At 71.2% G+C, this 24,207-nt stretch carries 28 protein-coding genes; 12 read left to right on the forward strand and 16 right to left on the reverse strand.

The features are described 5' to 3' along the window. The first annotated feature begins 130 nt into the window (after positions 1-130). Positions 131-331: a hypothetical protein gene (locus tag ASE25_RS04945; protein ID WP_056823236.1), complete on the forward strand. Its 201-nt coding sequence runs from the start codon at positions 131-133 to the stop codon at positions 329-331. A 49-nt stretch (positions 332-380) separates the two neighbouring features. Here ASE25_RS04945 and ASE25_RS04950 read toward each other — a convergent pair whose 3' ends face one another. After that, positions 381-857: an ATP-dependent zinc protease gene (locus ASE25_RS04950; protein WP_082619985.1), complete on the reverse strand. Its 477-nt coding sequence runs from the start codon at positions 855-857 to the stop codon at positions 381-383. A 24-nt stretch (positions 858-881) separates the two neighbouring features. On the opposite strand from ASE25_RS04950, the gene ASE25_RS04955 reads away from it, so the two are divergent. Next, complete coding sequence (locus ASE25_RS04955) at positions 882-2,075, forward strand: RimK family alpha-L-glutamate ligase (protein WP_056779527.1); 1,194 nt, start codon at positions 882-884, stop codon at positions 2,073-2,075. 40 nt (positions 2,076-2,115) lie between these two features. Here ASE25_RS04955 and ASE25_RS04960 read toward each other — a convergent pair whose 3' ends face one another. The 6 genes from ASE25_RS04960 to ASE25_RS04985 all read right to left on the reverse strand — a co-directional run bounded on the left by ASE25_RS04960 (position 2,116) and on the right by ASE25_RS04985 (position 6,352). Next, the gene (locus tag ASE25_RS04960; protein WP_157623320.1) at positions 2,116-2,538 is read right to left on the reverse strand and encodes a cupin domain-containing protein; all 423 of its coding nucleotides are present in this window, start codon (positions 2,536-2,538) and stop codon (positions 2,116-2,118) included. 9 nt (positions 2,539-2,547) lie between these two features. After that, complete coding sequence (gene tatA / locus ASE25_RS04965) at positions 2,548-2,850, reverse strand: Sec-independent protein translocase subunit TatA (RefSeq protein ID WP_056779530.1); 303 nt, start codon at positions 2,848-2,850, stop codon at positions 2,548-2,550. Between the two features lie 143 nt (positions 2,851-2,993). Then, a complete protein-coding gene (locus tag ASE25_RS04970) occupies positions 2,994-3,866 on the reverse strand; it encodes a DinB family protein (protein ID WP_235508543.1) in 873 nt (290 codons plus the stop codon). Between the two features lie 82 nt (positions 3,867-3,948). Next, positions 3,949-4,515 carry a TMEM165/GDT1 family protein gene (locus ASE25_RS04975; RefSeq protein WP_056823239.1) on the reverse strand — a complete coding sequence of 189 codons (567 nt, stop codon included), beginning with the start codon at positions 4,513-4,515 and terminating at the stop codon, positions 3,949-3,951. 247 nt (positions 4,516-4,762) lie between these two features. Further along, a complete protein-coding gene (locus ASE25_RS04980) occupies positions 4,763-5,545 on the reverse strand; it encodes a metal-dependent transcriptional regulator (RefSeq protein WP_056779535.1) in 783 nt (260 codons plus the stop codon). 162 nt (positions 5,546-5,707) lie between these two features. Further along, the gene (locus ASE25_RS04985; protein ID WP_200958974.1) at positions 5,708-6,352 is read right to left on the reverse strand and encodes a DUF4396 domain-containing protein; all 645 of its coding nucleotides are present in this window, start codon (positions 6,350-6,352) and stop codon (positions 5,708-5,710) included. Between the two features lie 172 nt (positions 6,353-6,524). Here ASE25_RS04985 and ASE25_RS04990 point away from each other — a divergent pair, with 172 nt between their 5' ends. The 6 genes from ASE25_RS04990 (at position 6,525) to ASE25_RS05015 (ending at position 10,518) form a co-directional block, all read left to right on the forward strand. Continuing rightward, positions 6,525-7,421: a hypothetical protein gene (locus ASE25_RS04990; protein ID WP_056823241.1), complete on the forward strand. Its 897-nt coding sequence runs from the start codon at positions 6,525-6,527 to the stop codon at positions 7,419-7,421. 78 nt (positions 7,422-7,499) lie between these two features. Continuing rightward, positions 7,500-8,282 carry an ABC transporter ATP-binding protein gene (locus ASE25_RS04995; RefSeq protein ID WP_056823242.1) on the forward strand — a complete coding sequence of 261 codons (783 nt, stop codon included), beginning with the start codon at positions 7,500-7,502 and terminating at the stop codon, positions 8,280-8,282. Beyond that, positions 8,279-9,040 (forward strand): ABC transporter permease, encoded by a 762-nt coding sequence (locus ASE25_RS05000; protein WP_056823244.1) that lies wholly within the window; start codon positions 8,279-8,281, stop codon positions 9,038-9,040. Before ASE25_RS04995 ends, ASE25_RS05000 begins: the two co-directional genes overlap by 4 nt. Before the next feature lie 37 nt (positions 9,041-9,077). Then, positions 9,078-9,428 carry a DUF1048 domain-containing protein gene (locus ASE25_RS05005; RefSeq protein WP_056779547.1) on the forward strand — a complete coding sequence of 117 codons (351 nt, stop codon included), beginning with the start codon at positions 9,078-9,080 and terminating at the stop codon, positions 9,426-9,428. 4 nt (positions 9,429-9,432) lie between these two features. Then, positions 9,433-10,206: a MerR family transcriptional regulator gene (locus tag ASE25_RS05010; RefSeq protein WP_056779550.1), complete on the forward strand. Its 774-nt coding sequence runs from the start codon at positions 9,433-9,435 to the stop codon at positions 10,204-10,206. Between the two features lie 75 nt (positions 10,207-10,281). After that, complete coding sequence (locus ASE25_RS05015) at positions 10,282-10,518, forward strand: DUF1059 domain-containing protein (protein WP_056823246.1); 237 nt, start codon at positions 10,282-10,284, stop codon at positions 10,516-10,518. A 61-nt stretch (positions 10,519-10,579) separates the two neighbouring features. On the opposite strand, the gene ASE25_RS05020 is transcribed toward ASE25_RS05015, so the two are convergent. Beyond that, complete coding sequence (locus ASE25_RS05020) at positions 10,580-11,014, reverse strand: VOC family protein (protein WP_056779556.1); 435 nt, start codon at positions 11,012-11,014, stop codon at positions 10,580-10,582. A gap of 145 nt (positions 11,015-11,159) precedes the next feature. Between ASE25_RS05020 and ASE25_RS05025 the strand changes: the two genes are divergently transcribed. Further along, positions 11,160-11,561: a hypothetical protein gene (locus ASE25_RS05025; protein ID WP_157623321.1), complete on the forward strand. Its 402-nt coding sequence runs from the start codon at positions 11,160-11,162 to the stop codon at positions 11,559-11,561. 100 nt (positions 11,562-11,661) lie between these two features. Here the strand turns inward: ASE25_RS05025 and dnaB are convergent, their stop codons facing one another. From dnaB to ASE25_RS05065, 8 genes are all read right to left on the reverse strand, one after another. Continuing rightward, positions 11,662-14,247 (reverse strand): replicative DNA helicase, encoded by a 2,586-nt coding sequence (dnaB, locus tag ASE25_RS05030; protein WP_200958976.1) that lies wholly within the window; start codon positions 14,245-14,247, stop codon positions 11,662-11,664. A gap of 436 nt (positions 14,248-14,683) precedes the next feature. After that, complete coding sequence (locus ASE25_RS05035; protein ID WP_056823248.1) at positions 14,684-15,463, reverse strand: glucosamine-6-phosphate deaminase; 780 nt, start codon at positions 15,461-15,463, stop codon at positions 14,684-14,686. After that, entirely contained in the window at positions 15,463-16,557 is a 1,095-nt protein-coding gene (locus ASE25_RS05040; protein ID WP_056823249.1) for an ROK family protein, read from the reverse strand. The genes ASE25_RS05035 and ASE25_RS05040 overlap by 1 nt, the downstream gene beginning before the upstream one ends. Further along, positions 16,554-17,984, reverse strand: coding sequence for a beta-N-acetylhexosaminidase (gene nagZ, locus ASE25_RS05045; protein ID WP_056823252.1), 1,431 nt, complete (start codon positions 17,982-17,984; stop codon positions 16,554-16,556). Before nagZ ends, ASE25_RS05040 begins: the two co-directional genes overlap by 4 nt. Before the next feature lies 1 nt (position 17,985). Beyond that, the gene (locus tag ASE25_RS05050; protein WP_056823256.1) at positions 17,986-18,861 is read right to left on the reverse strand and encodes a carbohydrate ABC transporter permease; all 876 of its coding nucleotides are present in this window, start codon (positions 18,859-18,861) and stop codon (positions 17,986-17,988) included. Beyond that, a complete protein-coding gene (locus ASE25_RS05055; protein ID WP_056823259.1) occupies positions 18,858-19,805 on the reverse strand; it encodes a carbohydrate ABC transporter permease in 948 nt (315 codons plus the stop codon). The genes ASE25_RS05050 and ASE25_RS05055 overlap by 4 nt, the downstream gene beginning before the upstream one ends. A gap of 84 nt (positions 19,806-19,889) precedes the next feature. Continuing rightward, the gene (locus tag ASE25_RS05060) at positions 19,890-21,248 is read right to left on the reverse strand and encodes an extracellular solute-binding protein (protein ID WP_056823262.1); all 1,359 of its coding nucleotides are present in this window, start codon (positions 21,246-21,248) and stop codon (positions 19,890-19,892) included. A 178-nt stretch (positions 21,249-21,426) separates the two neighbouring features. Next, a complete protein-coding gene (locus ASE25_RS05065; RefSeq protein ID WP_200958978.1) occupies positions 21,427-22,563 on the reverse strand; it encodes an ROK family transcriptional regulator in 1,137 nt (378 codons plus the stop codon). Positions 22,564-22,734: 171 nt separating this feature from the next. On the opposite strand from ASE25_RS05065, the gene ASE25_RS05070 reads away from it, so the two are divergent. From ASE25_RS05070 to ASE25_RS23395, 3 genes are all read left to right on the forward strand, one after another. Then, the gene (locus ASE25_RS05070) at positions 22,735-23,010 is read left to right on the forward strand and encodes a DUF2277 domain-containing protein (protein ID WP_056823265.1); all 276 of its coding nucleotides are present in this window, start codon (positions 22,735-22,737) and stop codon (positions 23,008-23,010) included. Between the two features lie 19 nt (positions 23,011-23,029). Continuing rightward, a complete protein-coding gene (locus tag ASE25_RS23390; RefSeq protein ID WP_235508544.1) occupies positions 23,030-23,437 on the forward strand; it encodes a hypothetical protein in 408 nt (135 codons plus the stop codon). 90 nt (positions 23,438-23,527) lie between these two features. Beyond that, on the forward strand, positions 23,528-24,202 hold the full coding sequence (locus ASE25_RS23395) for a metallophosphoesterase (protein ID WP_255358378.1): 675 nt from the start codon (positions 23,528-23,530) through the stop codon (positions 24,200-24,202). Positions 24,203-24,207 lie beyond the last annotated feature (5 nt).

The raw sequence follows: 24,207 nt of genomic DNA on the forward strand, positions 1-24,207 counted from the left end.
CTCCGGGCTGGTCGACACGGCCGGGGTCCGCAGCGCCGGAGGTCGCGTCCGCGTGTCAGGGATGCGGGCCCATCGGGCATGGGGGGAGGGCGACGTCAGACGACTCGCCCCGTCGAAAGGACCTTCCCCCATGTGGGCTCTCTTCTCCCGCCGCGCCCGGCTGTGGCTCATCACCGTGCTCGTGGCTCCTGTGGCCAGCCTCGTCCTCGGCCGGCTCGGAGTCGCGCTCGAGAAGCGCAACGGCCCGAGCACCATCAGCCGCGGCCTCCGCGGCGGCAGCCGACTGCTCGACCGGACACGGTCGAAGGCCAAGGCGAAGCGGCGCTCGTAGGTCACGACGGCCGAGCCCGCACCCTCCGGCCGGCGCTAGCCCCCGGGGCTCAGCGACCGCGGTTGCGGCGGCGGACGTCCTTGGGGGGCCTGCCGCCGGCATACGAGCGCGACGGGTCGACGACGTAGCCCTGGCGCAGGGCCTCGCGGCCGACGAGCATCCGGAAACCCATCCGATCGCGCTTGCTCAGCGTCACCTCGGCCGGCACCGTGCGCCCGGCGAGCGAGAGGTCGAGGCGCACGACGTAGCGCTTCGTCACGTGGCCCGACGAGCTGCGCACGCTGCGGCGGTCGTGGACCGGGCACTCGATGGTGCGGCCGTCGTCGTCGGCGTCCTGCCAGGGGTGCACGGTGAAGCGCACCCAGGGCTGCCCGTCCCGGTCGAACTCCTCGATCTCCTCGGCGTGCAGCGACGACGTGCGAGCGCCCGTGTCGATCTTGGCCTTGAGCCACGGCAGGTCGATTCCGGGCATACCGACCCACTCCCTCCACCCGACGGGAGTGCTTGAATAGGCCGGCCCAGACACCCGCCCATCTTGGCAGGACCCTGCATGAAACTCGCGATCCTCTCCCGCGCGCCGCGTGCCTACTCGACGCAGCGCCTGCGCACCGCAGCGCTGGACCGCGGGCACCAGGTGCGGGTGCTCAACACGCTCCGCTTCGCCATCGACCTGTCGGGCCCCGAGCCGGACCTCCAGTTCCGCGGACGCCCGATCTCCGACTACGACGCGGTGCTGCCGCGCATCGGCAACTCGATCACGTACTTCGGCACGGCCGTCGTGCGGCAGTTCGAGCAGATGGACGTCTACACGCCCAACACGGCCAACGGCATCTCCAACGCCCGCGACAAGCTCCGTGCCGCGCAGATCCTCTCGCGCCACCAGATCGGCATGCCCGCAACGACGTTCGTGCGCAACCGCGCCGACGTCATGCCGGCCATCGAGCGGGTCGGCGGCGCTCCCGTCGTCATCAAGCTGCTCGAGGGCACCCAAGGCATCGGCGTCATCCTCGCGCCCGACATCAAGATCGCGGAGGCGATCATCGAGACGCTGCACAGCACGAAGCAGAACGTCCTCATCCAGAGCTTCGTCACCGAGAGCCGGGGCCGCGACATCCGCGCCCTCGTCGTCGGCGACCGCGTCGTGGCCGCGATGCGGCGACGGGCCAGCGGCGACGAGTTCCGCTCCAACGTCCACCGCGGTGGCACCGTCGAGGCGGTCGAGCTGACGCCGGAGTACGAGCAGGCCGCCGTGCGCTCGGCCCAGATCATGGGCCTGCGCGTCGCCGGCGTCGACATGCTCGAGGGCAACGACGGGCCGCTCGTCATGGAGGTCAACTCCTCCCCCGGCCTCGAGGGCATCGAGGCCGCGACGAAGCTCGACGTCGCCGGCGCCATCATCGACCACATCGCCGGCCAGGTCGCCTTCCCCGAGATCGACGTGCGCCAGCGCCTCACCGTGTCGACGGGCTACGGCGTCGCGGAGCTCGTCGTCCACGCCGGCGCCGACATCATCGGCAAGACGATCGGCGACTCCGGCCTCGAGGAGCGCGACCTCCAGGTGCTCACGCTGCACCGGGGCACGAGCGTCATCCCCAACCCGCGCCGCCGCGTCGTGCTCGAGGCCGAGGACCGGCTGCTGTGCTTCGGCCGCCTCGAGGAGATGCGCTCGATGATCCCGGAGCGCCGGCGCCGCCGCGCCAAGGTGCGCAAGCTGCCGAGCGACCCGATCCACACCGTCGCCTGACGGAGCGGGCGTGTGCGGTCAGGCCCGATGGCGTATGCCGTCAGCCCCGGGGCGTCACGTAGACCTTGCGGAGCGTCTCGGTGACCGTCCACGTCGTCCGAGCGCCCTCGGGCAACCGCACGACGGAACCGGGTCCGAGCTCGAGCGTCGCACCGCCCTCCACCCCGAGGGTGGCGCGGCCGGAGAGCACGACGAAGACCTCGTCGGCCTCGACGTCGGTGACCGTGCCCGGGGTCATCTCCCAGACGCCGACCTCGGCACCCGCGACCTCGGCGAGAGACGTGACGGCCGCGGTCGGCACACCGGCGAGCACCTCCACCCCTGCGGGGACCTGCTCGTCCAGGGGCTCCGCACCCGCGTCGGCCACGAGGAGCGCCACCGCTGCTGGCGGTGCGGGGCGCTCGGCGGCTGACGGGTTCTCGGGCTCGGCGTCGGGTCCCGGGGTGGAGGGGTCGCTCGTCACCGTCGCAGACTAGTGCGAGCCGCTCGCGTGCCTTCGCGTCTCGAGCTCGGCGCGCAGCCGGGCCACCTCGGCGTCGGCAGCCGCCACGCGGTCGTCAGCCGCCGAGAGGGTCCCGTCGGCGGGTCCGGCGGTGGTGCTCCCGGCGGGGCCGGCGGTGGCGTCGGGCTCCGACCGCATCTGGTCGACCTCGGACTTGAAGATGCGTGCTGACCGTCCGAGGCTGCGGGCCATGTCGGGCATCCGCTTCCAGCCGAAGAGGAGCACGACGGCGAGGGCGATGATGCTGAGCTCCGGCCACCCGAGATCTGCCACGGGAACCTCCTGGTGTCGGCGGCACCGGCGACTTCCGGCGCCCGGGCACGCATGGTGATGGGGCACCGTAGGAGCCGCGGGTGGGAAACGGCCGGGAGCCGGCTGTGAGCCCGCCGAGCGCGGGGTCAGCACCGGTCGGCGCGTCAGCGCGCGACAGCTCCTGCGTCGACTCCGGCGTCGACTGCGGCGTCGACTCCGGCGTCGACTCCGGAGTCCTCGCGGGCAGCGAGCGTGTCGAGGTCGCGCTCGGCGTAGAGGCGGTGCTGCCACTCCTCGTTGAGGATGGTGCGCAGGATCCGGGTCACGGCGTACGGCTCCGGCTCGGGATAGCCGGCGGCCGTGACGGGCTCGGTCGTGCGGGCGAGGTCGTCGTCGGTGAGGCCGTCGACGACGCGACGCACCGTCGCCATCCGGTCGGCCCGCAGGGCGAGGACCTCGTCGAGCGTCGGGCGCGCAGCACGGTCGCGCGGCACGGGCGGACTGTCCGGCATGTCGTCGTGCGGCAGGTCGAGGGCGTCCCAGGGCTCCGGGTCGCCGAGGAGCGCTCGGCACACCCACGCGTCGGTGGCGAAGACGAGGTGGCGCTGGGTCTCGATGAACGACCACTCGCCGTCGACCCGCTCGTGCAGCTGCTCGGGCGTGAAGGTGCGCGCCCGCTCGACCGTGCCGGCCCAGAGTCGCTCGACGACGTCCCAGCCCTCGCGATAGCCGGCAGCGTCTGTCGGCCGCATCTTGGGCCGGTCGGGGTCACGGCGGTCGAGCTCGGCCTCGATGAGCGGCGCGACGTCGACCCCGTTGATGACGAGGTTCTCGACGTCGCCGGTGATGTCGACGTCCTCGAGCCAGACGTCACGCGCCCGCAGGCCACGCAGGTCCACCATCCGCAGGGAGGCACCCCGCAGGTCGACGTCGTGCAGCCGGGCTCCGTCGAGGTAGACGTCCTCGAAGGTCGCCCCGGTCAGCCGCACTCTCTCGAAGCGGGCGCCCTGCTGGTCGTCGTAGGTCACGTCGCTCATCCCGGTCTCCTTGGCTCGTGGTCGCTGGCGCCAGAGGAAGCCTAGAACCGGTCCCGGACGATCCGCGTCCCGAGACCTCCGGTCAGTGGACTCCCTCGACGATGAGCAGGACACCGAAGACGACGAAGGCCGCGGCTGCGCCCCACGTGATGACGCGCTCGGGCAGACGCTTGCCGAGGGTGGCGCCGACGACGATGGCGAGGGCGTCCGCGGCGACCATGCCCACGGTGCTGCCCAGCCAGGTGCCGAACCACCCGTGCTGGGTCGCCAGGGTGATCGTGGCGAGCATCGTCTTGTCGCCGAGCTCGGCGAGGAAGAAGGCGACGGTGACGGCGATGATCGCCGTGCGCCTCGTCGTCCGAGCGACGGCGGCCTCCTCGTCGGAGAGGGAGTCGCCGCGCAGCGTCCAGGCGGCGAAGAAGAGGAAGGCGACCCCGGCGGTGATCGAGATGGCGTCGCGCGGGAGGTTGTCGCCGATGGCGGCGCCGATGGCGACGGAGCCGAGGTGGACGACGGCCGTCGCGATCGTGATGCCGGCGAGGACGTGGAGCATCTTGAAGCGGGTGGCGAAGGTCATCGCCATGAGCTGGCTCTTGTCGCCGAGCTCGGCGACGAAGATGACTGCTGCACTCAGCAGGAACGCGGACATCGGATCGGTCTCCTCGGCGCAGCCACGAGGCACCGCAGGGAGCCTCGACCTGGCGCGCCCGTCGGTGGGTCGGCACGAGGTCGAAAGTCTCGTCCGCCGCGGGTCCGCGCCTGCCGTGCTGGCGTCGCGATCAGGGCCGACCGCACCGGGCCGGAGCCAGTATGTCGATGCGGTCGTTGGGGACTACTCCCTTTCGATGCGCCGACCGTAGGCCGAACGCCACGCGTCGTGCAACGTCTCGGTGCGCCTAGCGATTCTTCTCGGAAACCCTTGGGACGCCGATGTGCCGACAGCCGACGTAGTGACATCCCTTGTCGTTCAACGGATCCGGCGAGGCCGGTTCGAAGCTGACGAGGAGGGCGGCGACGGCCTGGTCGCCGAGCTCGACCTCGTGGGACACCTCTGCCGGCTCGCCGGGTGGGGTGACCTCGACCCGGGTCGCGCCGCCGAAGGGCTTGCGCTCCCGGACGACGACCTCGGCGTCGACGGCGATTCCGGTCTCGGCGAACCAGCGGAGCAGCGCCGGGTCGTCGTCGTCGATGCGAGCGACGAAGCGGCGCTCCCCCGCGGGGCTCGTCGCGAACGGCTCGGCGGTCGGCTGGTGCAGCACGCCGTCCGGCGTGGGGATCGGGTCACCGTGCGGATCGCGCCACGGGCGGCCGAGCTGGTCGTCCATCCGGTCGACCATGAGCGTCGAGACGGCGTGCTCGAGCACTTCGGCGTCGTCGTGCACCTCGTCCCAGGAGTAGCCCAGGGACCGGACGAGGAAGGTCTCGACGAGGCGGTGACGGCGCACCATCCGCAGCGCCTGCTCGAGACCCTCGTCGGTCAGCCGCATCCCGCCGTAGCGCTTGTGGGCGACGAGCCCGCCGTCGGCGAGCTTGCGCGCCATCTCCGAGACCGACGACGTCGAGACCCCGAGCCGGGCGGCGACGGCCGCGTTGCTCACCGTCTCGTCCTGCCACTCACCCAGGGAGAAGATGACCTTGAGGTAGTCCTCGACGGCGGTGCGGTTCTCGGTCCTGGCCACCGCCAGAGACTACGTGAGCAGCCGGGCCAGCAGCACGAAGCAACCGACGAAGAGGATCGTCGTGAGCGTCCCGGTGACGAGCCGCCTGGTCTCGAAGTTCGGCATGCCTAACTTCTATCATGGGCGCACCGAGCGACGGTCGGATCCCCGACGAGAGGCGCGTCACGCCAGGCCGTCGGCGACCGCGACGACGAGCCCGCCGAGCATGAACGCAGCGATGGCCGCTGCCAGCGCCGGAGCGGGCAGGTCGGGGATGAACCGGCGCCAACCGGTGACCGCCCCGCTCGCCCCGTGGTGCGCGTGGGTCAGGGCGTGGCCCTTCCCCCGCGAGAGGAGCTGTCGGTTGACCGGATAAGCCGCGGCGAACGCCGCGACGAGCGAGATCGACATACCGACCCAGAAGACGGCGTTGACGAGGCCGGCATCCATGGCGCCGGGGATCACGGCCATGACGAGGTTGTCGACGACCTCCATGGTGAGGATCGAGACGGTGTCGGCGGCCAGGACGAGCGCGAGCGCGGCGCGCAGCGACAGGCCGCTGCGCAGCAGGGGGAGGCTCGAGAGCGCGTAGCCGAAGAAGAAGGCGAGGGCCACGGAGAGGGCGATGGTCGCGCCGGCGGCGAGCCCGACGGCGGTGCCGATCATGAGGCCGAGGATCTCGCCGACGGCACAGCCGGTGAGGCAGTGCAGCGTGGCGCCCGCCGCCATGGAGGCCAGCCCGCCACCCGGGCCCGCAGTCGCGTCCTGGGCACCAGGGTGCTCGTGGGCGTCGTGGTGCTCGTGCGCTGACGTCGCCGCCTCGTTCATGGTCGTCCTTCCGGTCCGGGGGCCACGGGACCCCGCGGGGCCCGTCACCCGGCATACCCCCCATGGGTATGCCGCCGCTGGCGTCAACGCGCGCCCGCCGTCGAGCATTCCCGTCCTCCTAAGTCGGGCGTTCGCCACTCGAACGGTGGAGCCATGCACAAGGATTGGATGCGTGACACAGCACGTCGACGGCGAGCACGCGCACCGGATCCTCCTCGACCACGCCGACCGGAAGGTGACCGGCCCGCTCGAGGACCCGGCGGTCCTCGCCGCGGTCGTCGGGATCGAGCGCCTCGTCGTCGCAACGGGATCCACCGACGTGCAGGTGCTGCACGCAGCGCTCGCGGGGCGGCGCGTGCCGGGCGCGGACCCCGAGCGCGTCGCCACCCTCGTCGCCGAGGCGACCCGTCACGTCGTGGCCGGACTCATCCGCCGCAGCACGGGCCAGTCCATCGACGCCGGCGTCGTCAACCCGGCCTCCGGCGGCTACGAGATCACGACGGACGCGACCCTGCTGCGTGCCGCCGTCCGGGCCGCGCAGGGCTCGATCGACACGATGCCCTACTACGGCATCCGCTACGGCGAGCGCGGCTCCCGCTTCGCCACGACGGACTCCGCGTGGCTCATCTCGCTCGCCGCGCTGGCCGAGAGCCGCGCCGTGCACCAGGTCCAGTGGCTCTCGCGCGTGCTCGCCGCACGGGGGATGCCGACCTGGCTGCTCGAGATCCACCTCGACGCCCTCGTGTCCGAGGTGCGCTCCGTGGCCGATCCGGCCGCGGTGGGGTCGCTCCCCGCGGCGGCGGACGTGTTGGCGGTGGCCCGACGCCGACACGTCGACGACGAGCTGATCCGCTCGGCAGACGACTGGGCCGACGAGGCGCTCCGCCAGGACCTGCCGGTGCCGCGCACCGGCGCCCTCATGGCGGCAGCGATCGCCGACGAGCGGTCCGGGGTGACGCGGGACGACCGCGCCCTCATGGACTGGGTCACCGACCCGGCGCGGGTGGAGACCGACGTCGCGACGCGGCTGCTGGCCCTTCGGCGACGTCTTCTCGCCAGCGCCCGCTGACGGGTCGCGGGCGCACTCGAAAGTCGGTCGCGATCAGCGCTTGACCTTGACGCAGCGTCAGGGTTGCACGCTGTCCACATGACCACGAAAACAGCCATCGAGATCGTCGGGCTCACCAAGTCCTACGGCGACCACGCAGTGCTCAAGGGAGTCGACCTCAGCGTCCCCGCGGGCACCATCTTCGCCTTGCTCGGCTCCAACGGCGCCGGCAAGACCACTGCAGTCAAGATCCTCTCGACCCTGCTCAAGGCCGACGGCGGGACCGCCGCCGTCGACGGCCACGACGTCGCCACCGAGCCCGACCAGGTCCGCGCGGCGATCAGCCTCACGGGGCAGTTCGCCGCCGTCGACGAGATCCTCACCGGACGCGAGAACCTCGTCCTCGTCGCCCAGCTGCGACGTCTCGACGGCCCGGGAGCGATCGCCGACTCCCTGCTCGAGCGGTTCGGCCTCACCGAGGCCGGCGGGAAGCGCGTCGCGACCTACTCGGGCGGCATGCGCCGCCGACTCGACATCGCGATGAGCCTCATCGGCGACCCGCCGGTGCTCTTCCTCGACGAGCCGACGACAGGGCTCGACCCGCAGTCGCGCATCGAGGTGTGGAAGACGGTGCAGGAGCTCGCCGGCCGGGGCACCACCGTCCTGCTCACCACGCAGTACCTCGACGAGGCCGAGCACCTCGCCGACCGGATCGCGGTGCTCCACGAGGGCCGCATCATCGCCGACGGCACCCTCGCGGAGCTCAAGCAGCTCCTCCCGCCGGCGAAGGTCGAGTACGTCGAGAAGCAGCCGTCCCTCGAAGACATCTTCCTCGCGATCGTCGGCCACGACGACGCCGCCCACCAAGGAGCCCAGCGATGACCACCTACGTGTTCCACGACACCGACGTCCTGCTCAAGCGGTCCCTGCGCCACATCCTGCGCAGCCCCGACACCATCATCACCACGGCGATCACGCCGATCGCCATGCTGCTGCTCTTCGTCTACGTCTTCGGCGGTGCGATCGACGTCGGCGGCGCCTCCTACGTCAACTACCTGCTGCCCGGCATCCTGCTCATCACCGTCGCCTCCGGCATCGCCTACACGGCCTTCCGCCTGTTCACCGACGTCTCGGGCGGCATCTTCGAGCGCTTCCAGTCGATGCCGATCACCCGCTCGGCCTTCCTCTGGGGGCACGTGCTGACCTCGGTCGTGGCCAACCTGACCTCGCTCGTGCTCGTCGTCCTCGTCGCCCTGGCGATGGGCTTCCGCACCGGCGCCGGCGTGCTCGCCTGGCTCGCGGTCCTCGGGATCATGCTGCTGTTCACCCTCGCCCTCACCTGGCTCGCGGTGATCCCGGGCCTCACGGCCAAGACCGTCGACGGCGTCAGCGGGTTCTCCTACCCACTGATCTTCCTGCCCTTCGTCAGCTCGGCCTTCGTGCCGACCGAGAGCATGCCCGGCCCCGTCCAGTGGTTCGCCGAGCACCAGCCGGTCACCTCGATCGTCAACACCATCCGCAGCCTCTTCGAGCAGCAGCCCGTCGGCAGCGACGGCTGGATCGCCCTCGCCTGGTGCGTCGGGCTCCTCCTCGTCGCCTACGCGCTCGCGATGCGCACCTACCGCAGCAAGCTCGCCTGACCCGGCATACGCCATCCACCTCGTGAAGGAGACCCTCATGAACAACCTGCTGAGCAAGATCATCGGCGACAAGAAGGAGTGGAAGGCCATGGAGGCGCGGGCGCACGCGTTGCCCCACGACTACCGGGTCGTCTACGGCGAGATGAAGTCGTACATGTGGCGCTTCACCTCGGGCGACGGCATGGACGTCGTCGCGGTCCTGCGCGACGTCCTCGAGCTCTTCGAGACCAGTGCTCGCGAGGGGCGGCGCGTCCTCGACGTCACCGGCCGCGACGTCGCCGCCTTCTGCGACGAGCGCCTGAGCGGCGTCACGACGTATGCCGACACGTGGCGGTCCGAGCTGAACCGCGCGGTCGCGTCGAAGGTCACCTCGAAGGTCGCAGAATAGGGCCATGCTGACCATCAGCCAGCTCGCGGCGTACGCCGGCGTCACCGTGCGCACCGTCCGGCACTACCACGCCAAGGGTTTGCTGCCCGAGCCCGAGCGCGACCACTCGGGCTACCGGCGCTACGACGCGGCGGCGGTGGTCCAGCTCGTGCGGATCCGCACCCTCGCCGACGCCGGGGTCCCCCTGTCCCGCGTCCACGAGCTCCTCGACGCCGGCGACGAGGAGTTCGCAGCGGCGGTCGAGCAGATCGACCGCCGCCTGCGCACCGAGATCCGCGAGCTGCAGCGGCATCGTGAGCGCATCGCCAAGCTCGCGGCCGGAGACAGCCTGGCCCTGCCGCCCGAGGTCGTCGCCTACGTCGACCGGATGCGCGAGCTCGGCTTCCCCGAGCGGCTCATCGAGGTCGAGCGCGACAGCTGGATCCTCATCGCGGCGCAGATGCCCGACGAGGTCGCGGCCTTCATGGAGATCAAGCAGAGCCAGATCGAGCACGAGGTGCTGCGCCGGCTCTACCTCGACATCGGCGACCTCGTCGACTGCGCCCCTGACGACCCCCGGCTGCCCGCGCTCGCCGACCGGGTGGCCGCCTTCATCGAGGCGGCGTCCGCCGAGGCCGAGGGCATCGAGGACGTGCACCCCGTGAGCGACGACCTCATCGCCCTGCTCGACGCGGCGTTCCTCGAGTCGTTCGCCTGCGCCGCCCGGCTGCTCGAGCTGCTCGAGGAGCGCGGGTGGACCGGGTGGACCGACATCCGGCGGATGGAGCCGGCGCGCTGAGCGATCGCGGACTGTCACATCTGCCGCGTCCCGCTCGTCAGTAGAGCGAGACACCCCCGCGAGAAGGAGACGACCATGAAGACGATGACCTGCCGAGACCTCGGCGGACCGTGCGACCTCGCCCACCAGGCCGACACCGCCGACGAGATCATCAAGGCCCAGGACCGCCACCTCAAGGAGGCGGAGAAGTCGGGCGACGCCACCCACGATGAGGCCCGTCAGGCGATGAAGGCCCGGTGGCGGCACCCGAAGAAGTCGATGGCCTGGTACACCGGGACCAAGCAGACCTTCGCCGCCCTGGCCGACGACTGAGAGCTGGCGTCGATCCGGCCACCCGCCGTTCGTGTGGACGGGCAGGGTGGCCGTGTCGCGCTCAGTCCAGGCAGAACTCGTTGCCCTCGACGTCCTGCATCACCTGGCACGACTCGTTGAAGCCGTCGGCGCGCAGCAGCGTCCCCCGGGTGGCTCCGAGGGCGACGAGCCGTGCGCACTCGGACTCGAGGGCCGCCAGGCGCTCGTCACCGACGAGCCCCGTGCCGACCCGGACGTCGAGGTGGACCCGGTTCTTGACGACCTTGCCCTCGGGGACGCGCTGGAAGAACAGGCGCGGACCCACCCCCGTCGGGTCGGAGCAGGCGAACGCCGAACCCTGACGCTCCGACGGCAGCGACCGGTCGAACTCGTCCCACGAGGCGAAACCCTCGGGCGGTGGCGGCACCTCGTAGCCGAGCACCTCGCACCAGAAGCGAGCCACGCGCTCGGGATCCGCACAGTCGAACGTGACCTGGACCTGCCTGACCGTCGCCATGCGCTCACCCTAGAGGCGCCCCCGCGGGGCTCGCCACGCCGATTCCCTTGAGGGTGCGGGCGTCTCCGGTTGTCGGCCCCACCCACCTGTGTGAGCCTTGAGCGCGGCCGACCAAGGGCGTCGGCCCTGAACCAGGGGATGGGACATGCGAAATCGAACGCTTGCCCGCAGCGTCGCGGCCACGGCCGCGATGGCCGCGATCGTCATGGGAAGCAGTGGTGCGGCTTCCGCCAACGACAAGACGATGGTGCTCAAGAAGGCCGACGGCACCGTCGTGGTCAAGGCCACGTGGGATGACCTGACCGACAACCTCTGCGTCATCGTCTACGGCGGCTCGGGCGCGTGGGGACAGGTGGCGATCGGCTCCCACTACGGGCTGTCCGAGCCCGACCGCGCCATCCGTTCCGCGTCGAACTCGGGTGGGGCCGGGTGGTACTGCACCGGCAACCTGAGCATCCGTGAGGACGCGTTGTACGACATGCAGCTGCGTTGGGAGAGCTCCGCCGGCACCTGGCTCTACTCGCAGAAGCAGACCTTCTACACCTGAGCCGGCGACCGCCTCGGCGCCCGCCGCTGCTGCCACCACGATCGAACGCCGGTCCGACGTCAGTCGGGCCGGCGTTCGTCGTGCCACCTCGGGAGGCGTCTCAGAAGTTGTTGGCCATGTTGGTGAAGCGGCTGAAGTGGCCCTGGAACGCGACGACGATCGTGTCGGTGGGGCCGTTTCGGTGCTTGGCCACGATGAGGTCGGCCTCGCCCTCTCGCGGAGAGTCCTTCTCGTAGGCGGCCTCTCGGTGGAGCAGGATCACCATGTCGGCATCCTGCTCGATCGATCCCGACTCGCGAAGATCGCTCATCGCGGGCTTCTTGTCGGTGCGCTGCTCGGGACCACGGTTCAGCTGCGAGATCGCGATGACCGGCACCTCGAGCTCCTTGGCGAGCAGCTTGAGGGCACGGGAGAACTCCGAGACCTCCTGCTGGCGCGACTCGACGCGCTTGCCCGAGCTCATGAGCTGGAGGTAGTCGATGACGACGAGCTTGAGGTTCTCGCGCTGCTTGAGCCGGCGGCACTTGGCGCGGATCTCCATGAGCGACATGTTGGGCGAGTCGTCGATGAAGAGCGGCGCATCGGAGACACGGCCCATGGTGGAGGCGAGGCGGGTCCAGTCCTCCTCGCGCATCGTGCCCTTGCGCATGTGCTGCAGCTGGATGCCGGCCTCGGCCGAGAGCAGACGCATGGTGATCTCGGTGCGGCTCATCTCGAGCGAGAAGACGACGGCGGCCATCTTGTGCTTGATCGCGGCCGACCGGACGATGTCGAGACCGATGGTCGAGTTGTGCGTCGGGATCATCGACTCGCCGGCGAGGTACAGGTGGTCATCCGCCGCCACCTCGATGCAACGAACCGGGACCGACGCGATGCGACGCACGTCGGTGATGAACCGCGATGACCGGCGGGTGAGCGTCTTGCGTCGAAGCTCCTTGTGCAGGAGCGCCTTCCGAGGAAGCCAGAACACGTCGTCGTCACACGTGAAGTTGACGTCGTAGGCCGTGGACGACTCGACCGAGCGGCCCTTGACCGCGCGCGTCGCGATGGTGCACCGGTAGCCCAGGCTGACGACGAGCTCACGAACGCCCTCGGCCAGGACGCGGTTCGTCACGGTGAACTGCACACAGCCGGCATTGGTCACGGTGCCGTCGGTGTCGAGCAGACCGGCCAGCAGATCGCGACGCTGGGCCTCGCTGGCGCGCAGGTACGCCTGCGGGACGTGCTTGTCGCCCAGGACGCCGAGACCGCGCAGCAACGCGGTCACCGTTCCGTGCTCGTCGCGACAGACCTGGCACCTGCGGAGACCGGATGAGGGCCGGCCGCAGTCGGGGCACGAGGGGTGGGCACTGGAACCGAGACCCTTCGCGCGACCTCCGCACGACCTTCCGCAGGTCTTGACCTGAGAAGTCCGCGGGACGAACTCTTCGCCGCAGACGACACACGTCCGGGCGACGACGGGCTCGTCGGGCAGGGACAAGGAGTAGCGCATCCGGGCCCCAAGGGGCTTGACGACGAGACCCTCGGCCTCGAGTCGCATCACCAGCTCGGGGTCCGCCGTGGTGATCGAAGCCCCGGCACTCGTGCCGTCTCCGAGCCAGGCACCGAGTACATAGGGCGGGACAGGCAGCGACCGGCTCTCGAGCTGAAGGGCGCCCGCGTTCGCGATGGAGTGGTTGAGCCTCGCCTCGACCGTGGTCGTGCGCACAGAGAGCGCAATCTCTCCGGTGGTGCGCACCGACCCCACACCCTTGCCACGCCGCTCGGCGCGCGAGTGCGTCAACCACTGGTGCTGCTCGTCGGCGACCAACACCGAGCCGTCCGAGAACTCCACCTCGTAGCAGGGGCGGTCGTCCATGACCTCGGTGGCCGCCACGACGCGAGTGGGACGGCCGTCCGAACCGATGACGAAGTCACCGACGGCGACCTCGCCCATCGTCGTCCACCCGGCGGGTGTCGGGAGCGGCGTGTCGAGGGCGAGCGCCTTGCCCATCGCCGGTCGGGCGGCGATGACGATCATCTGGCCGGGGTGCAGGCCGTTGGTGAGGGCGTCGAAGTCGGTGAATCCCGTTGGCACACCGGTCATCTCACCGGAACGGCCCGACGCGACCTCGATCTCGTCGACCGTGGCCTCGATGATGTCGCCGATGGCGTGGTAGTCCTCGCCGCCGCGCTTGTCGGCCACGGCGTAGACCTCCGCCTGCGCCGCGTTGACGATGTCCTCGACGTCGCCACCACCCTGGGCGTAGCCGAGCTGGACGATGCGGGTGCCGGCCTCGACGAGGCGGCGCAGCACGGCGCGCTCGGCGACGATCTGGGCGTAGTAGCCGGCGTTGGCCGCGGTGGGCACCGAGGCGATGAGCTGGTGGAGGTAGGCCTGGCCGCCGACGCGCCCGAGGTCGCCGCGCTTGGTCAGCTCGTCGCTGACGGTGATGGCGTCGGCGGGCTCACCGCGACCGTAGAGGTCGAGGACGGCGTCGTAGATGAGCTCGTGGGCGGGACGGTAGAAGTCGGTGCCCTTGAGCTGCTCGACGCAGTCGGCGATCGCGTCCTTGGACAGGAGCATGCCGCCGAGGACGGACTGCTCGGCCCCGACGTCCTGCGGCGGGAGACGGTCGTCCGGGGGGCCTTCGTCACGGGTCGACGACGACGCGAACGCGCTCGTGCTCAGCTCAGCGAGCGACACGTGCTCCCCTTCCCCTGAGTAATGAATGACATCGGTGCAACCCGGTCCACATCAGTAGACAGCGTGGCGCTGACAGCGCCGGGCAGGACGGCGCCGACGAGACCTACCCAGCCCGTCGCGCGCCCTTCCCGAGGAGCACCCGCCCCACCGTAGGTGCGGGGATCCACGGACAACAACCTCAGCCGCCCCTCGACCTCGTCCCCCTGTGGACAACCGGTGGACGGACACCCTCGACACGCCGTCAACAGGTGTGGACAACGTGTGTGAACAACTGTGGGCATGTGGCGCCGGTCACATCACGTCGTGCTCGGTGACCTGCACAAATGGCTGTCCACGGGCTGTGGAGAACAAGTTCTCACCCCTGTGCGTTGTCCACAGCCCGTCGCGACACGCCCGACCATGGGGTATGCCGTCCGCCGCGGTCGCGCGGGCACGCTCAGAGCCCGGCGGCCGAGGCGTCGTAGTAGTCCCGGTTGCGCAGCATCGAGGCGGCAGCCTCGTCGAGCAGCGCGGTCGCGTCGGCGTGCCACTGGAGCACCGAGGCCGGGCACGAGGCCGACAGCGGACCCTCGAGCGCGGCCGCGACGGCCGCGGCCTTGCCGGGTCCGGAGGCGACGAGCACGAGACGTCGCGCGTCGAGGACGGTGCCGAGACCCTGGGTGACGCAGTGGGTCGGCACGTCCGTGATCCCGTCGAAGAAGCGTGCGTTGTCGTGGCGCGTGCGGTCGGACAGCCGCTTGACGCGCGTTCGCGACGAGAGTGCCGAGCCGGGCTCGTTGAAGCCGAGGTGACCGTTGGCACCGATGCCGAGGATCTGCACGTCGACCCCACCCGCGTCACGGATGAGTCGCTCGTACTCCGAGGCCCCGGCGACGAGCTCGTCCTCGTCGTGGCCGGAGCCGTCGGGCACGTGGAGCCGGTCGGGCGACAGCCCCAGCGGCCCGCAGACCTCGCGGAGCAGCACCTCGCGGTACGACTGGGGGTGACCGGCGGGCAGGCCGACGTACTCGTCGAGCGCAAAGCCACGGGCGCCGCGCAGGTCGAGACGACCGGTCGCCACGGCCCGCGCGAGCTCCGCGTAGAGCCCCAGGGGCGACGACCCGGTCGCGAGCCCGAGGACTGGCTCGTCGCGGTGTGCGGCCCCGAGGCCGTCGATGACGACCTCGGCCGCCCGGCTGGCGACGTCGGCAGGCGTGGGCAGGACGAGGACCTCCATCACCCCACCCTCTCACCGGGCACGGTGACGCCGTTGAGCCCGTCCGGGGAGCCGACGGAGGCCAGCCGCGGGGCGCCGGGGAGGTCCGGTGCGGACAGCCACGCGGCGCCGAGGGCCGCCACGGGCACGTCGGCCGGCAACAGCTCGACGCGGTCGGGCAGGCCGAGGGCGTCGATCATCCGAGAGCTGCGTGCGCGCCGTTCGAGGTCAGCGCGGATCCCGTCGAGGAGCGGGGCCCCCAGCCCGGCCAGGCCGCCACCCACGACGACGCGTTCGGCCCCGGAGGCGAGGGCGAGCAGCTGGACCGCCAGCCCCACCCCCGTGCAGAGCACGTCGACGGCGGCGGCCGCGAGGGCGTCGCCGGCAGCGGCGGCCGCGAACGGGTTCGTCGCCCGACGCCCGGCCACCGGCCAGAGACGGGCGAGCGCCGAGCCCGAGGCCACGGTCTCGAGGCAGCCGACCTGGCCACACGTGCACGGGGCGTCCCCGCCGACCGGCAGGTGCCCGATCTCGCCTGCCGCCCCGTCGATCCCGCGGACCACGACGCCGTCGCGCACCACGGCCGAGGCGAGCCCCGTCCCGAGGTTGAGGTACGCGAGTGCCAGACCACCGGGGCCGGCAGGACCACCAGGACCACCAGGACCGATGTCGGCAGCCGTCGACCCCTCGGCCCATGGCGCGCGCAGCCGCCAGGCACCGAGGGCGGCGGCCTTGACGTCGTTCTCGACCGCGACCGGCACGCCGAGGCGTACGGACAGCTCACCGGCGAGGTCGAGCGACTCGACCCCGAGGTTGACGGCGTGCCGGGCGACCCCGCTCACGGGGTCGACGAGCCCGGGCATGCACGCGCCCACCGACACGACGTCCGCGGCACCCCCGGCGGCCCCGGCACCCCCGGCACCCCCGGCGGCCCCGACACCCCGAGCCTCGGCGGCGAGGACCTCCCGGGCGAGGCGCACGGCAACGTCGACGACCCCTGACGCGCCGCGTCCGGACGGTGCCGAGCGCATCGCCAGCACCGAGCCGTCGGCCACGAGGACCACAGCCGTCTTCGTCCCGCCGATGTCGATCCCGAGCCGCGGCTCGGCCGTCATCGCGCCGGCACCCCGAGGTAGCGGCCGAGGGCCTGGGCGACGACGACAGAGCCCCCGAAGGTCACGAGGTCCGCACCGCCGCGAGGCCAGCCGCAGTCGACGACGATCGTCGGATGTCCTTGCGCACGAAGGCGATCGGCGACCTCCCAGAGCGGGTGCCCCGCGGCGAGCCCACGGCCGGCCACGGCGACCCTGGCACCCTCGGGCACGTCGCCCTCGGGTGTCGTCAGCCCGGCGGCCGTCGGGCCCCAGGCGACCCGCCCGACGGCGAGGTTCGGGTCGGAGGCCACCTGCACGATGACGGCCTCGCCCGGGGCGTCGAGCCACGTGCGCACCGCGTCCCCGACCTCGAAGCCGCCGACGAGCGCGCCGTTGGCCCAGCCGGGCTCCACCACGTCGGCGGTTCTGCCGTGCGCACCCGGGCCGCCGGCTGCGAAGCCCTGGGACAGCAGGACGACCCGCGCCGCCGCCTCCTCGAGTCGCTCGAGAGGCAGCCGACCCGACTCCGCCGCCCGCACGACCGCCTCGACGACGGCGAGGTAGCAGTCCTCCGTCGTCTCGGACCCGACACAGAGCAGGTCGCACCCCGCGACGAGGGCGCGAACCGCGGCCTCGGGGATGCCCGTCTCGGCCGAGGCCCCGGCCATGTCGAGGGCGTCGGAGACGATGACCCCCTCGAAGCCGAGCCGGTCGCGGAGCACGTCGCCGAGGACGACGGGCGAGAAGGTCGCCGGACGTTCGGCGTCGATGGCGCTGACGACGACGTGCGAGGTCATGATGCACGCGACCCGCGCCTCGATCGCCGCACGGAACGGCTCGAGCTCGCGCGCGTCGAGCACGTGCGCCTCGGCATGCACCCGCGGCAGCGCGTGGTGCGAGTCCGTCACGGTGTCGCCGTGGCCCGGGAAGTGCTTGGCGCACGCGGCGACCCCGACCGACTGCACACCGTCGACGTAGGCGGCCGAGTGCCGCGCGACGTGGGCCGCCTCGGCGCCGAAGCTGCGGACCCCGATGACGGGGTTCTCGTCGGCGGAGTTGACGTCGACGACGGGCGCGAGGTCGAGGTTGATGCCGTATGCCGCGAGCTCGCGGCCGATGGCCGCGGCGGAGTCCCGGGTCAGCGCGGTGTCGTCGAGGCGACCGAGCAACGCGTTGCCGGGCTGCGTCGACCCCGTCGGGTAGTGCAGCCGCGTCACGTCACCGCCCTCCTCGTCGACGGCGACGATGACGTCCGGCGCCACCGACCGCAGCGACCCACACAGCTGGGCCAGCTGGTCGGGGTCCACGACGTTCGCGCCGTACAGACAGACGGAGGCCAGCCCGGCGGCATACTCCCGCTCGATCCACGCGGGGACGGTGGTGCCGACGAATCCGGGCATGAGCGTGCCGACGGTGAGGCGCCGCAGCGCCTCTCGTGAGGTCTTCATCTCAGCCCTTCACCGCCCCGCCGACGAGGCCGTTGCTCATGCGCCCCTGGACGACGAGGAAGAAGATGATGACCGGCACGGCGACGACGGTCGACGCGGCCATGACCTGGCCCCAGTCGGTCTCGCGGGTCGCGCTCGCCTGGACGAAACCACGCAGCCACAGTGGCAGGGTGCGCGACTGCTCCTCGGTCATGACGACCAGGGCCACGGTGAACTCGTTCCACGCCTGGAGGAACGCGTAGACGCCCGACGCGACGAGCCCGGGAGCCAGCAGCGGGAACGTGATCCGCAGGAAGGCCTTGGTGCGTGAGAGCCCGTCGACCATGGCCGCCTCCTCGAGCTCGACCGGCACGCCCGCGACGAAGCCGCGGAGCATCCACACGGTGAACGGCACGACGGCAGCGGTGTAGAGCAGCGCGAGCCCGAGCACGTTGTTGAGCAGCCCGACCGAGCTCATCATCTTGTACTGCGCGATGAAGAGGCCCTCTGCCGGAAGCATCTGGATGAGCAGCAGGGCGAGGATGAACGAGCGCCGGCCCCGGAAGCGGAAGCGGCTGATCGCGAGGGCCCCGAGGAAGGCGATGACGATCGCGGCAGCCACGGTGACGAGGGTGACGGCGAGCGAGATCCCCAGGGCGCGAACGAATCCCGCGTCGCCGAAGACCGTGGCGAAGTTGTCGAACGAGCCGCCGAAGGGCAGGAAGGTCGGCGTGCTCGACTGGAGCGTCACCTTGTCGAGGAAGGCCGAGTTGATCATCCAGTAGACGGGGAACGCCCAGACGAGGGCGAGGAGGACCGCGACGACGGTGAGGACCGAGCGCCTCCTCGAGCCACGGATCGATCGACGGGAGCTGACCGGGCCGAGGATGCGGGTCACGACTCCTCCTTCATGAGCGAGCGGACGTAGTACCAGCTGACGGCGACGGTGAGCAGGAGCATGAGGATGGAGACCGCGCTGGCCATCCCGAAGTCCCCGGCGCCCGTGCCGAGCTGGTAGATGTACGTGCCGAGCAGGTGGGTCTCGTTGGCCACGCCACCGGCGTCCTGGAGCAGCTTGATCTGCGTGAAGACCCTCAGGTCCCAGATGAGCTGGAGCAGCAGGACGATCGAGATGACCGGCGCCACGAGGGGAAGGATGATGTGCCGCAGGCGTTTCCAGCCGCCGGCACCGTCGATCTCGGCCGCCTCGAGCACCTCCGGGGAGAGCTGGGTCAGGCCGGCGTAGATCGACAGGGCGACGAAGGGCACGCTCATCCAGACGACGATGACGGCTGCGACGACGAGGAACGAGAGCGGCTCGACGAGCCAGTTGTGGCCCTGGGCGTCGACGCCGACGCGCTCGAGCGCCCAGTTGAGCAGGCCGTTGCGCCAGTTGACGATCCACGTCCACACCGTCATCGAGGCGACGACGGGCATGGCCCAGGCGAGCAGCAGTGCGACCTGGAGCACGAGGCGGCCGGCGCGGCTGACCGCGCCCATGAGCAGGGCGAGGCCGAGGCCGATCGCCACCGTCGACAGGGCGCACACGAGGCAGAAGGCGATGGAGCGTCCGACGATGACCCAGAGCTCCGGGTCGGTCACGAGGGACGCGTAGTTCGCGAGGCCCACCCACTCGGGCGGCTGGCCGAACTGCTGCATCATCCCGAAGTGCTGGAAGCTCGTGACGACCTGCCACCCGACGGGGTAGCCGAGCGCGGCGACGAGCAGGACGAGCGAGGGAAGCACGAGCCACGCGGGCGTATGCCGTCGGGCGGGGCGGGCGGGAGCCGTGGGCTCCGGCGCGGGAGCGGTCTCGGGGGGAGCGGTCGCCGTGGAGGTCATGGGCGGGCCTTTCGAACCTGACGTCCGGCGGTCGGGGTGGAGGGATCTCCCGACCGCCGGACGTGGTGTCATGCGAGGGTCAGGTCACTTGAGGTTGAGCAGCGGCGTGATCTTCGCGTCGTACTCCTGGGCCAGGGCCGTGAGGTCCGAGGCGTCCCGGATCTTGGAGAAGAACTCCTCCATGACCATCTTCGACTCGACGGTGGCCCAGCCCGGGGCCGCCGGCGTCAGCTTGGAGTTCGTCGCGGAGTCGATGAGCGCCTTGGCGAACTGGTCGTCACCGAGGGAGCTGACGTAGTCGGTGTTGGCCGGACCGAGACCGGCACCGCCGAGCTTCTTCTGGTAGTCCGCGGAGAAGATGATCTTGAGCAGCTCCTTGGACAGGGCCTGGTTCTGGCTGGCCTTGGAGATGGCGATGTTCGAGCCACCGGCGAAGACCGGGGCGGCCTTGCCGTCGTTGCCCGGGAGCACGAAGGCGCTGAACTTCGCGTCGTTCCACTCGCGGACCTTCTTGCCGTCCTTGTCCTTGAGGTCGCCGATCGACCAGTGCGCCCAGCCGGGAGCCATGATCGTCGCGGCGGCGAGCGACGTCTTGCCGGTGACGTTCCCGGACTCGTCGAGGATCTCGTCGGCGTCGTTGACGTAGAGCCACGGGGTCTGGTCCTTGGCATCGGCCGGGGCCTTGGACGCGTTCCTGTAGAGATCCTGCAGCTGGGTCAGACCCTTGACCGTGTTGGGGTCCGCGAGCGTCGAGACCCACTGGCCGTTCTCCTGCTTCGCGAGCTCGCCGCCGTTGGCGAAGATCCACGAGATGCCGTTGCGCCAGTCCTGGCCGCCGAGGAAGAAGCCGGAGAAGTTCTTGATGGTGCGGGGGTTCTTGGTGGTGATCGTCGTGACGGCGGCGTTGAACTCGTCGAGGGTCTTCGGCGCGGCGACACCGGCCTCCTTCCAGATGTCCTTGCGCGCGAACATGTAGCGCGAGCCGAAGTAGTAGGGCAGCGCGTACTGCTTGCCGTCGACGCTGCCGACGTCGACGAACGACTGCAGCAGCTTGCTGCCGCCGAGCTCCGGGTAGAGGTCGGAGACGTCGCTGAAGGCGCCGACGTTGGTGAAGGTCGGGCTCTGCGTGTTGCCGATCTCGGTGACGTCGGGGGTGTTCTTCGGGTCGGGCAGCGACGTCGTCAGCTTCGTGACGAGGTCGCCCCAGCTCTGCTCCTCGATCTTGAGGGTGGCGCCGGTCTTGCTCTTGAAGGTGTCCTGCAGGTACGTGCGCAGCTCCTTCGGGGTGTCGGTGCCGGCGAGCCAGAGGGTGATCGTCTTGCCGGCGTTGCCCGACGCGCCCGCGGTGGGGTCGGTGGTCGAGCCGGTGGCACCCCCACCGCACGCGGTGAGGACGAGCGCCGCGGTGGTCGTGGCCACGGCCAGACCCAGGGTCTTCTTCATTCCTTGTCTTCCTTTCGAAGGGCCGCGGTGCGGACCGGTTGTTCGCTGGACGCGAGTGGAGGGGTGTCCCTGTGGAGGGGAGTTCGAGGGGAGGTGCGGTGTCGTGGTGCGGTGTCGGGGAGCGATGGCGGGGAGCGATGGCGTATGCCGCCGGGCCGGGTCGGGGTGGACCGCGGCGTCAGGCGACGCCGAGCTGGTCCCAGAGCACGAGGACGGCGGCGCCGCGCAGGACGATGTCGTCGGAGCGGTGCGCGAGGCGCACCGTGAGGTCGGTCGTCGTGCGGGCGAGGAGGCGGGCCCGGAGGGTCTCCTCGACGGCGTCCCGCAGGACCCCGCCGAGCAGGTGCTCGGGGCCGCTGAGCACGACCTCCGACAGGTCGAGGGCCGCGACGACGGGGGCGAGGGCGATGCCGAGCCGCTCGCCGGCCTCGCGCAGCGGCCCCTCCGGGTCGTCGCCTGGGGCGGCGGCGAGCGCCTTCTCGAGGTTGGGCGCCGAGATCCACGTCTCGAGGCAGCCGACCTTGCCGCAGCGGCACGTCGCACCGCCGTCGGTGCCGACGGTGACGTGGCCGATCTCGCCGGACGCGAAGTGCGCACCGCGCACCCGCTGGCCGCCGACGATGAGCCCGCCGCCGACACCGCGGCCGATCTTGACGAGGACGAGGTCGTCGCCGCCGTCGCCGAGGGTGTAGTCGGCGTGGACCGCCGCGTCGGCGTCGTTGACGACGAAGACGGGCAGGCCGGTCGCGTCGGCGACGATGTCGCGCAGCGGCACGTCGGTCCAGCCGAGGTTGGGGGCGGTGTCGACGACGCCGCCCGGGCCGACGATGCCGGGGGTGCCGACGCCGATGCCGAGCAGGGGCGCGGTGGCGGCGCCGATGACCTCGTGGACGAGGTCGAGCACCGTGTCGACGACGGCCTGGCCGGAGTCGTCGCCGATCGGGCGCTCGGCGCGGACGAGGATGTTGCCGTCGAGGTCGAGCACCGCGGCGCGGAGCACCTCGTGGGCGGCGAGGTCGACGCCGATGGCCTGCAGGCCGGTGCGGTTGACGTCGACGAGCGTGCCCGGCTTGCCGGGACGCACGACCTCGGACGGGCCGAGCTCGACGGCGTGGCCGCTGTCCATGAGCTCGGAGACGAGGTCGGAGACGGTCACCTTGCTCATCCCGAGGCGACGAGCGAGGTCGGCCCGGCTCATCGCGCCGACGGAGTAGAGCATCTGCAGCACGAGCGAGAGGTTGTGCCGCCGGCCGTGCGCAGGCAGTACGGCGGTGCGGGGGGAGACGCGGCGGGCTCGCGGCAGTGCGGTGGTCACGAGAGTTAGTAAAGTTTACTAACTCTCGATGTGGCAACCCCTTCGTCGAGAAAAGTTCACCGGCCCTCCGGCCGATCGAGGTGATGCTGACACGGAGGTGGGTAGCGCCATCACCTCGAACGAGGCGGTCTGGAGGGGCCCTGCGTGGGTGCCGCGACATACAGTCGAGGCATGTGCCGCAACATCCGACAGCTTCACAACTTCGAGCCCGCCGCGACGAGCGACGAGGTCCGTGCCGCCGCGCTGCAGTACGTCCGCAAGGTCAGCGGGAGCACCAAGCCCAGCCAGGCCAACCAGGCGGCGTTCGACGAGGCGGTCGAGGCGATCGCCCACGCGACGGCCCACCTCCTCGAGCACCTGACGACGACCGCGCCGCCCAAGGACCGCGAGATCGAGCGCCAGAAGGCGCGCGAGCGCAACGCCGTCCGCTTCGGCACCCCCGCCTGACCCGCGCCGGCTGACCTCCTTGTCGTTCTTCGTCGCTGCCGTCGCGGCGCTCCTCGCGCTGCTCACCCTCATCCTCCACCGTCGCCTCGCCGTCGCACCCGGCTGGCCCACGGCCGCCCGACGCGGCATCGCCGTCGTGCTGACGCTCGGTTGGGCCGCGACCCTCTGCGCCTTCGCCGTCCAGAGCGGCGTCATCGACCCGCGCGGCACCCGGTGGCTCGCCTGGGTGGGCATGACCTGGCTCGCGTTCGCGTGGTACCTCCTGCTCGGTGCGCTCGTCCTCGGGATCCTTGCTCTCGCAACGAGACTCGCCCACCGCCCGGACGCGCGCCGGTCGATCCTGCGCGGGGGCACGCCGCTGGTCGTCGTCGCGGCACTCGGCACGACGGCCTTCCGGAGTGATGTGCCGGAACTCGCAAGCTCGTGACGCCACATCCCCGGCTCCAGCCTCCACGAGGCGTCGGAGCCCACGGTCTCGACGGTCACCGACGCCGACGTCCCGGCCGAGCTCAACGGCCTGCGCGTCGCGCTCGTCACCGACCTGCACGTCGGCCCGATCCGTGACGCGGGCTTCACCCGCCGCGTCGTCGATCAGGTCAACGCGCAGCACCCCGACGTCGTCGTGCTGGGCGGCGACCTCATCGACGGCAAGGTGAGCCAGGTGTCCGACGCACTCGCTCCGCTCGCCGACCTCGACGCCCCGTTCGGGGTCTTCGCCGTCAGCGGCAACCACGAGTTCATCTCCCAGGAGGCCGACGCCTGGATGGACCACTGGGAGACCCTCGGCATCGACGTCCTGCGCAACGAGAACGTCACGCTGACTCGGGGATCCGCCTCCATCCGGATGGCCGGCATCCACGACGAGACCGGCCGCGGACCCGACTCCCCCAACATCGACGACGCGCTCGCCGGCGTCCCCGCTGACACCTTCACGATGCTCGCCGCGCACCAGCCCAAGGCCGCCGAGTCGGGTCAGGGCAAGGGCGTCGACCTCCAGCTCTCCGGCCACACGCACGGCGGCCAGCTGTGGCCGTTCCGGTATGCCGTCCTGCTCCAGCAGCCGGTCATCGACGGCCTCGGTGCGGTCGGCGACGTGCCGGTCCTGACGAGCCGCGGCGCCGGCGCCTGGGGTCCCCCCGTCCGGGTCCTCGCGCCGCCGGAGATCCCGGTCATCACCCTGCGCGCCGGCTGAGTCCC

The organism is Terrabacter sp. Root85, assembly GCF_001429185.1.
GTDB lineage: Bacteria > Actinomycetota > Actinomycetes > Actinomycetales > Dermatophilaceae > Terrabacter.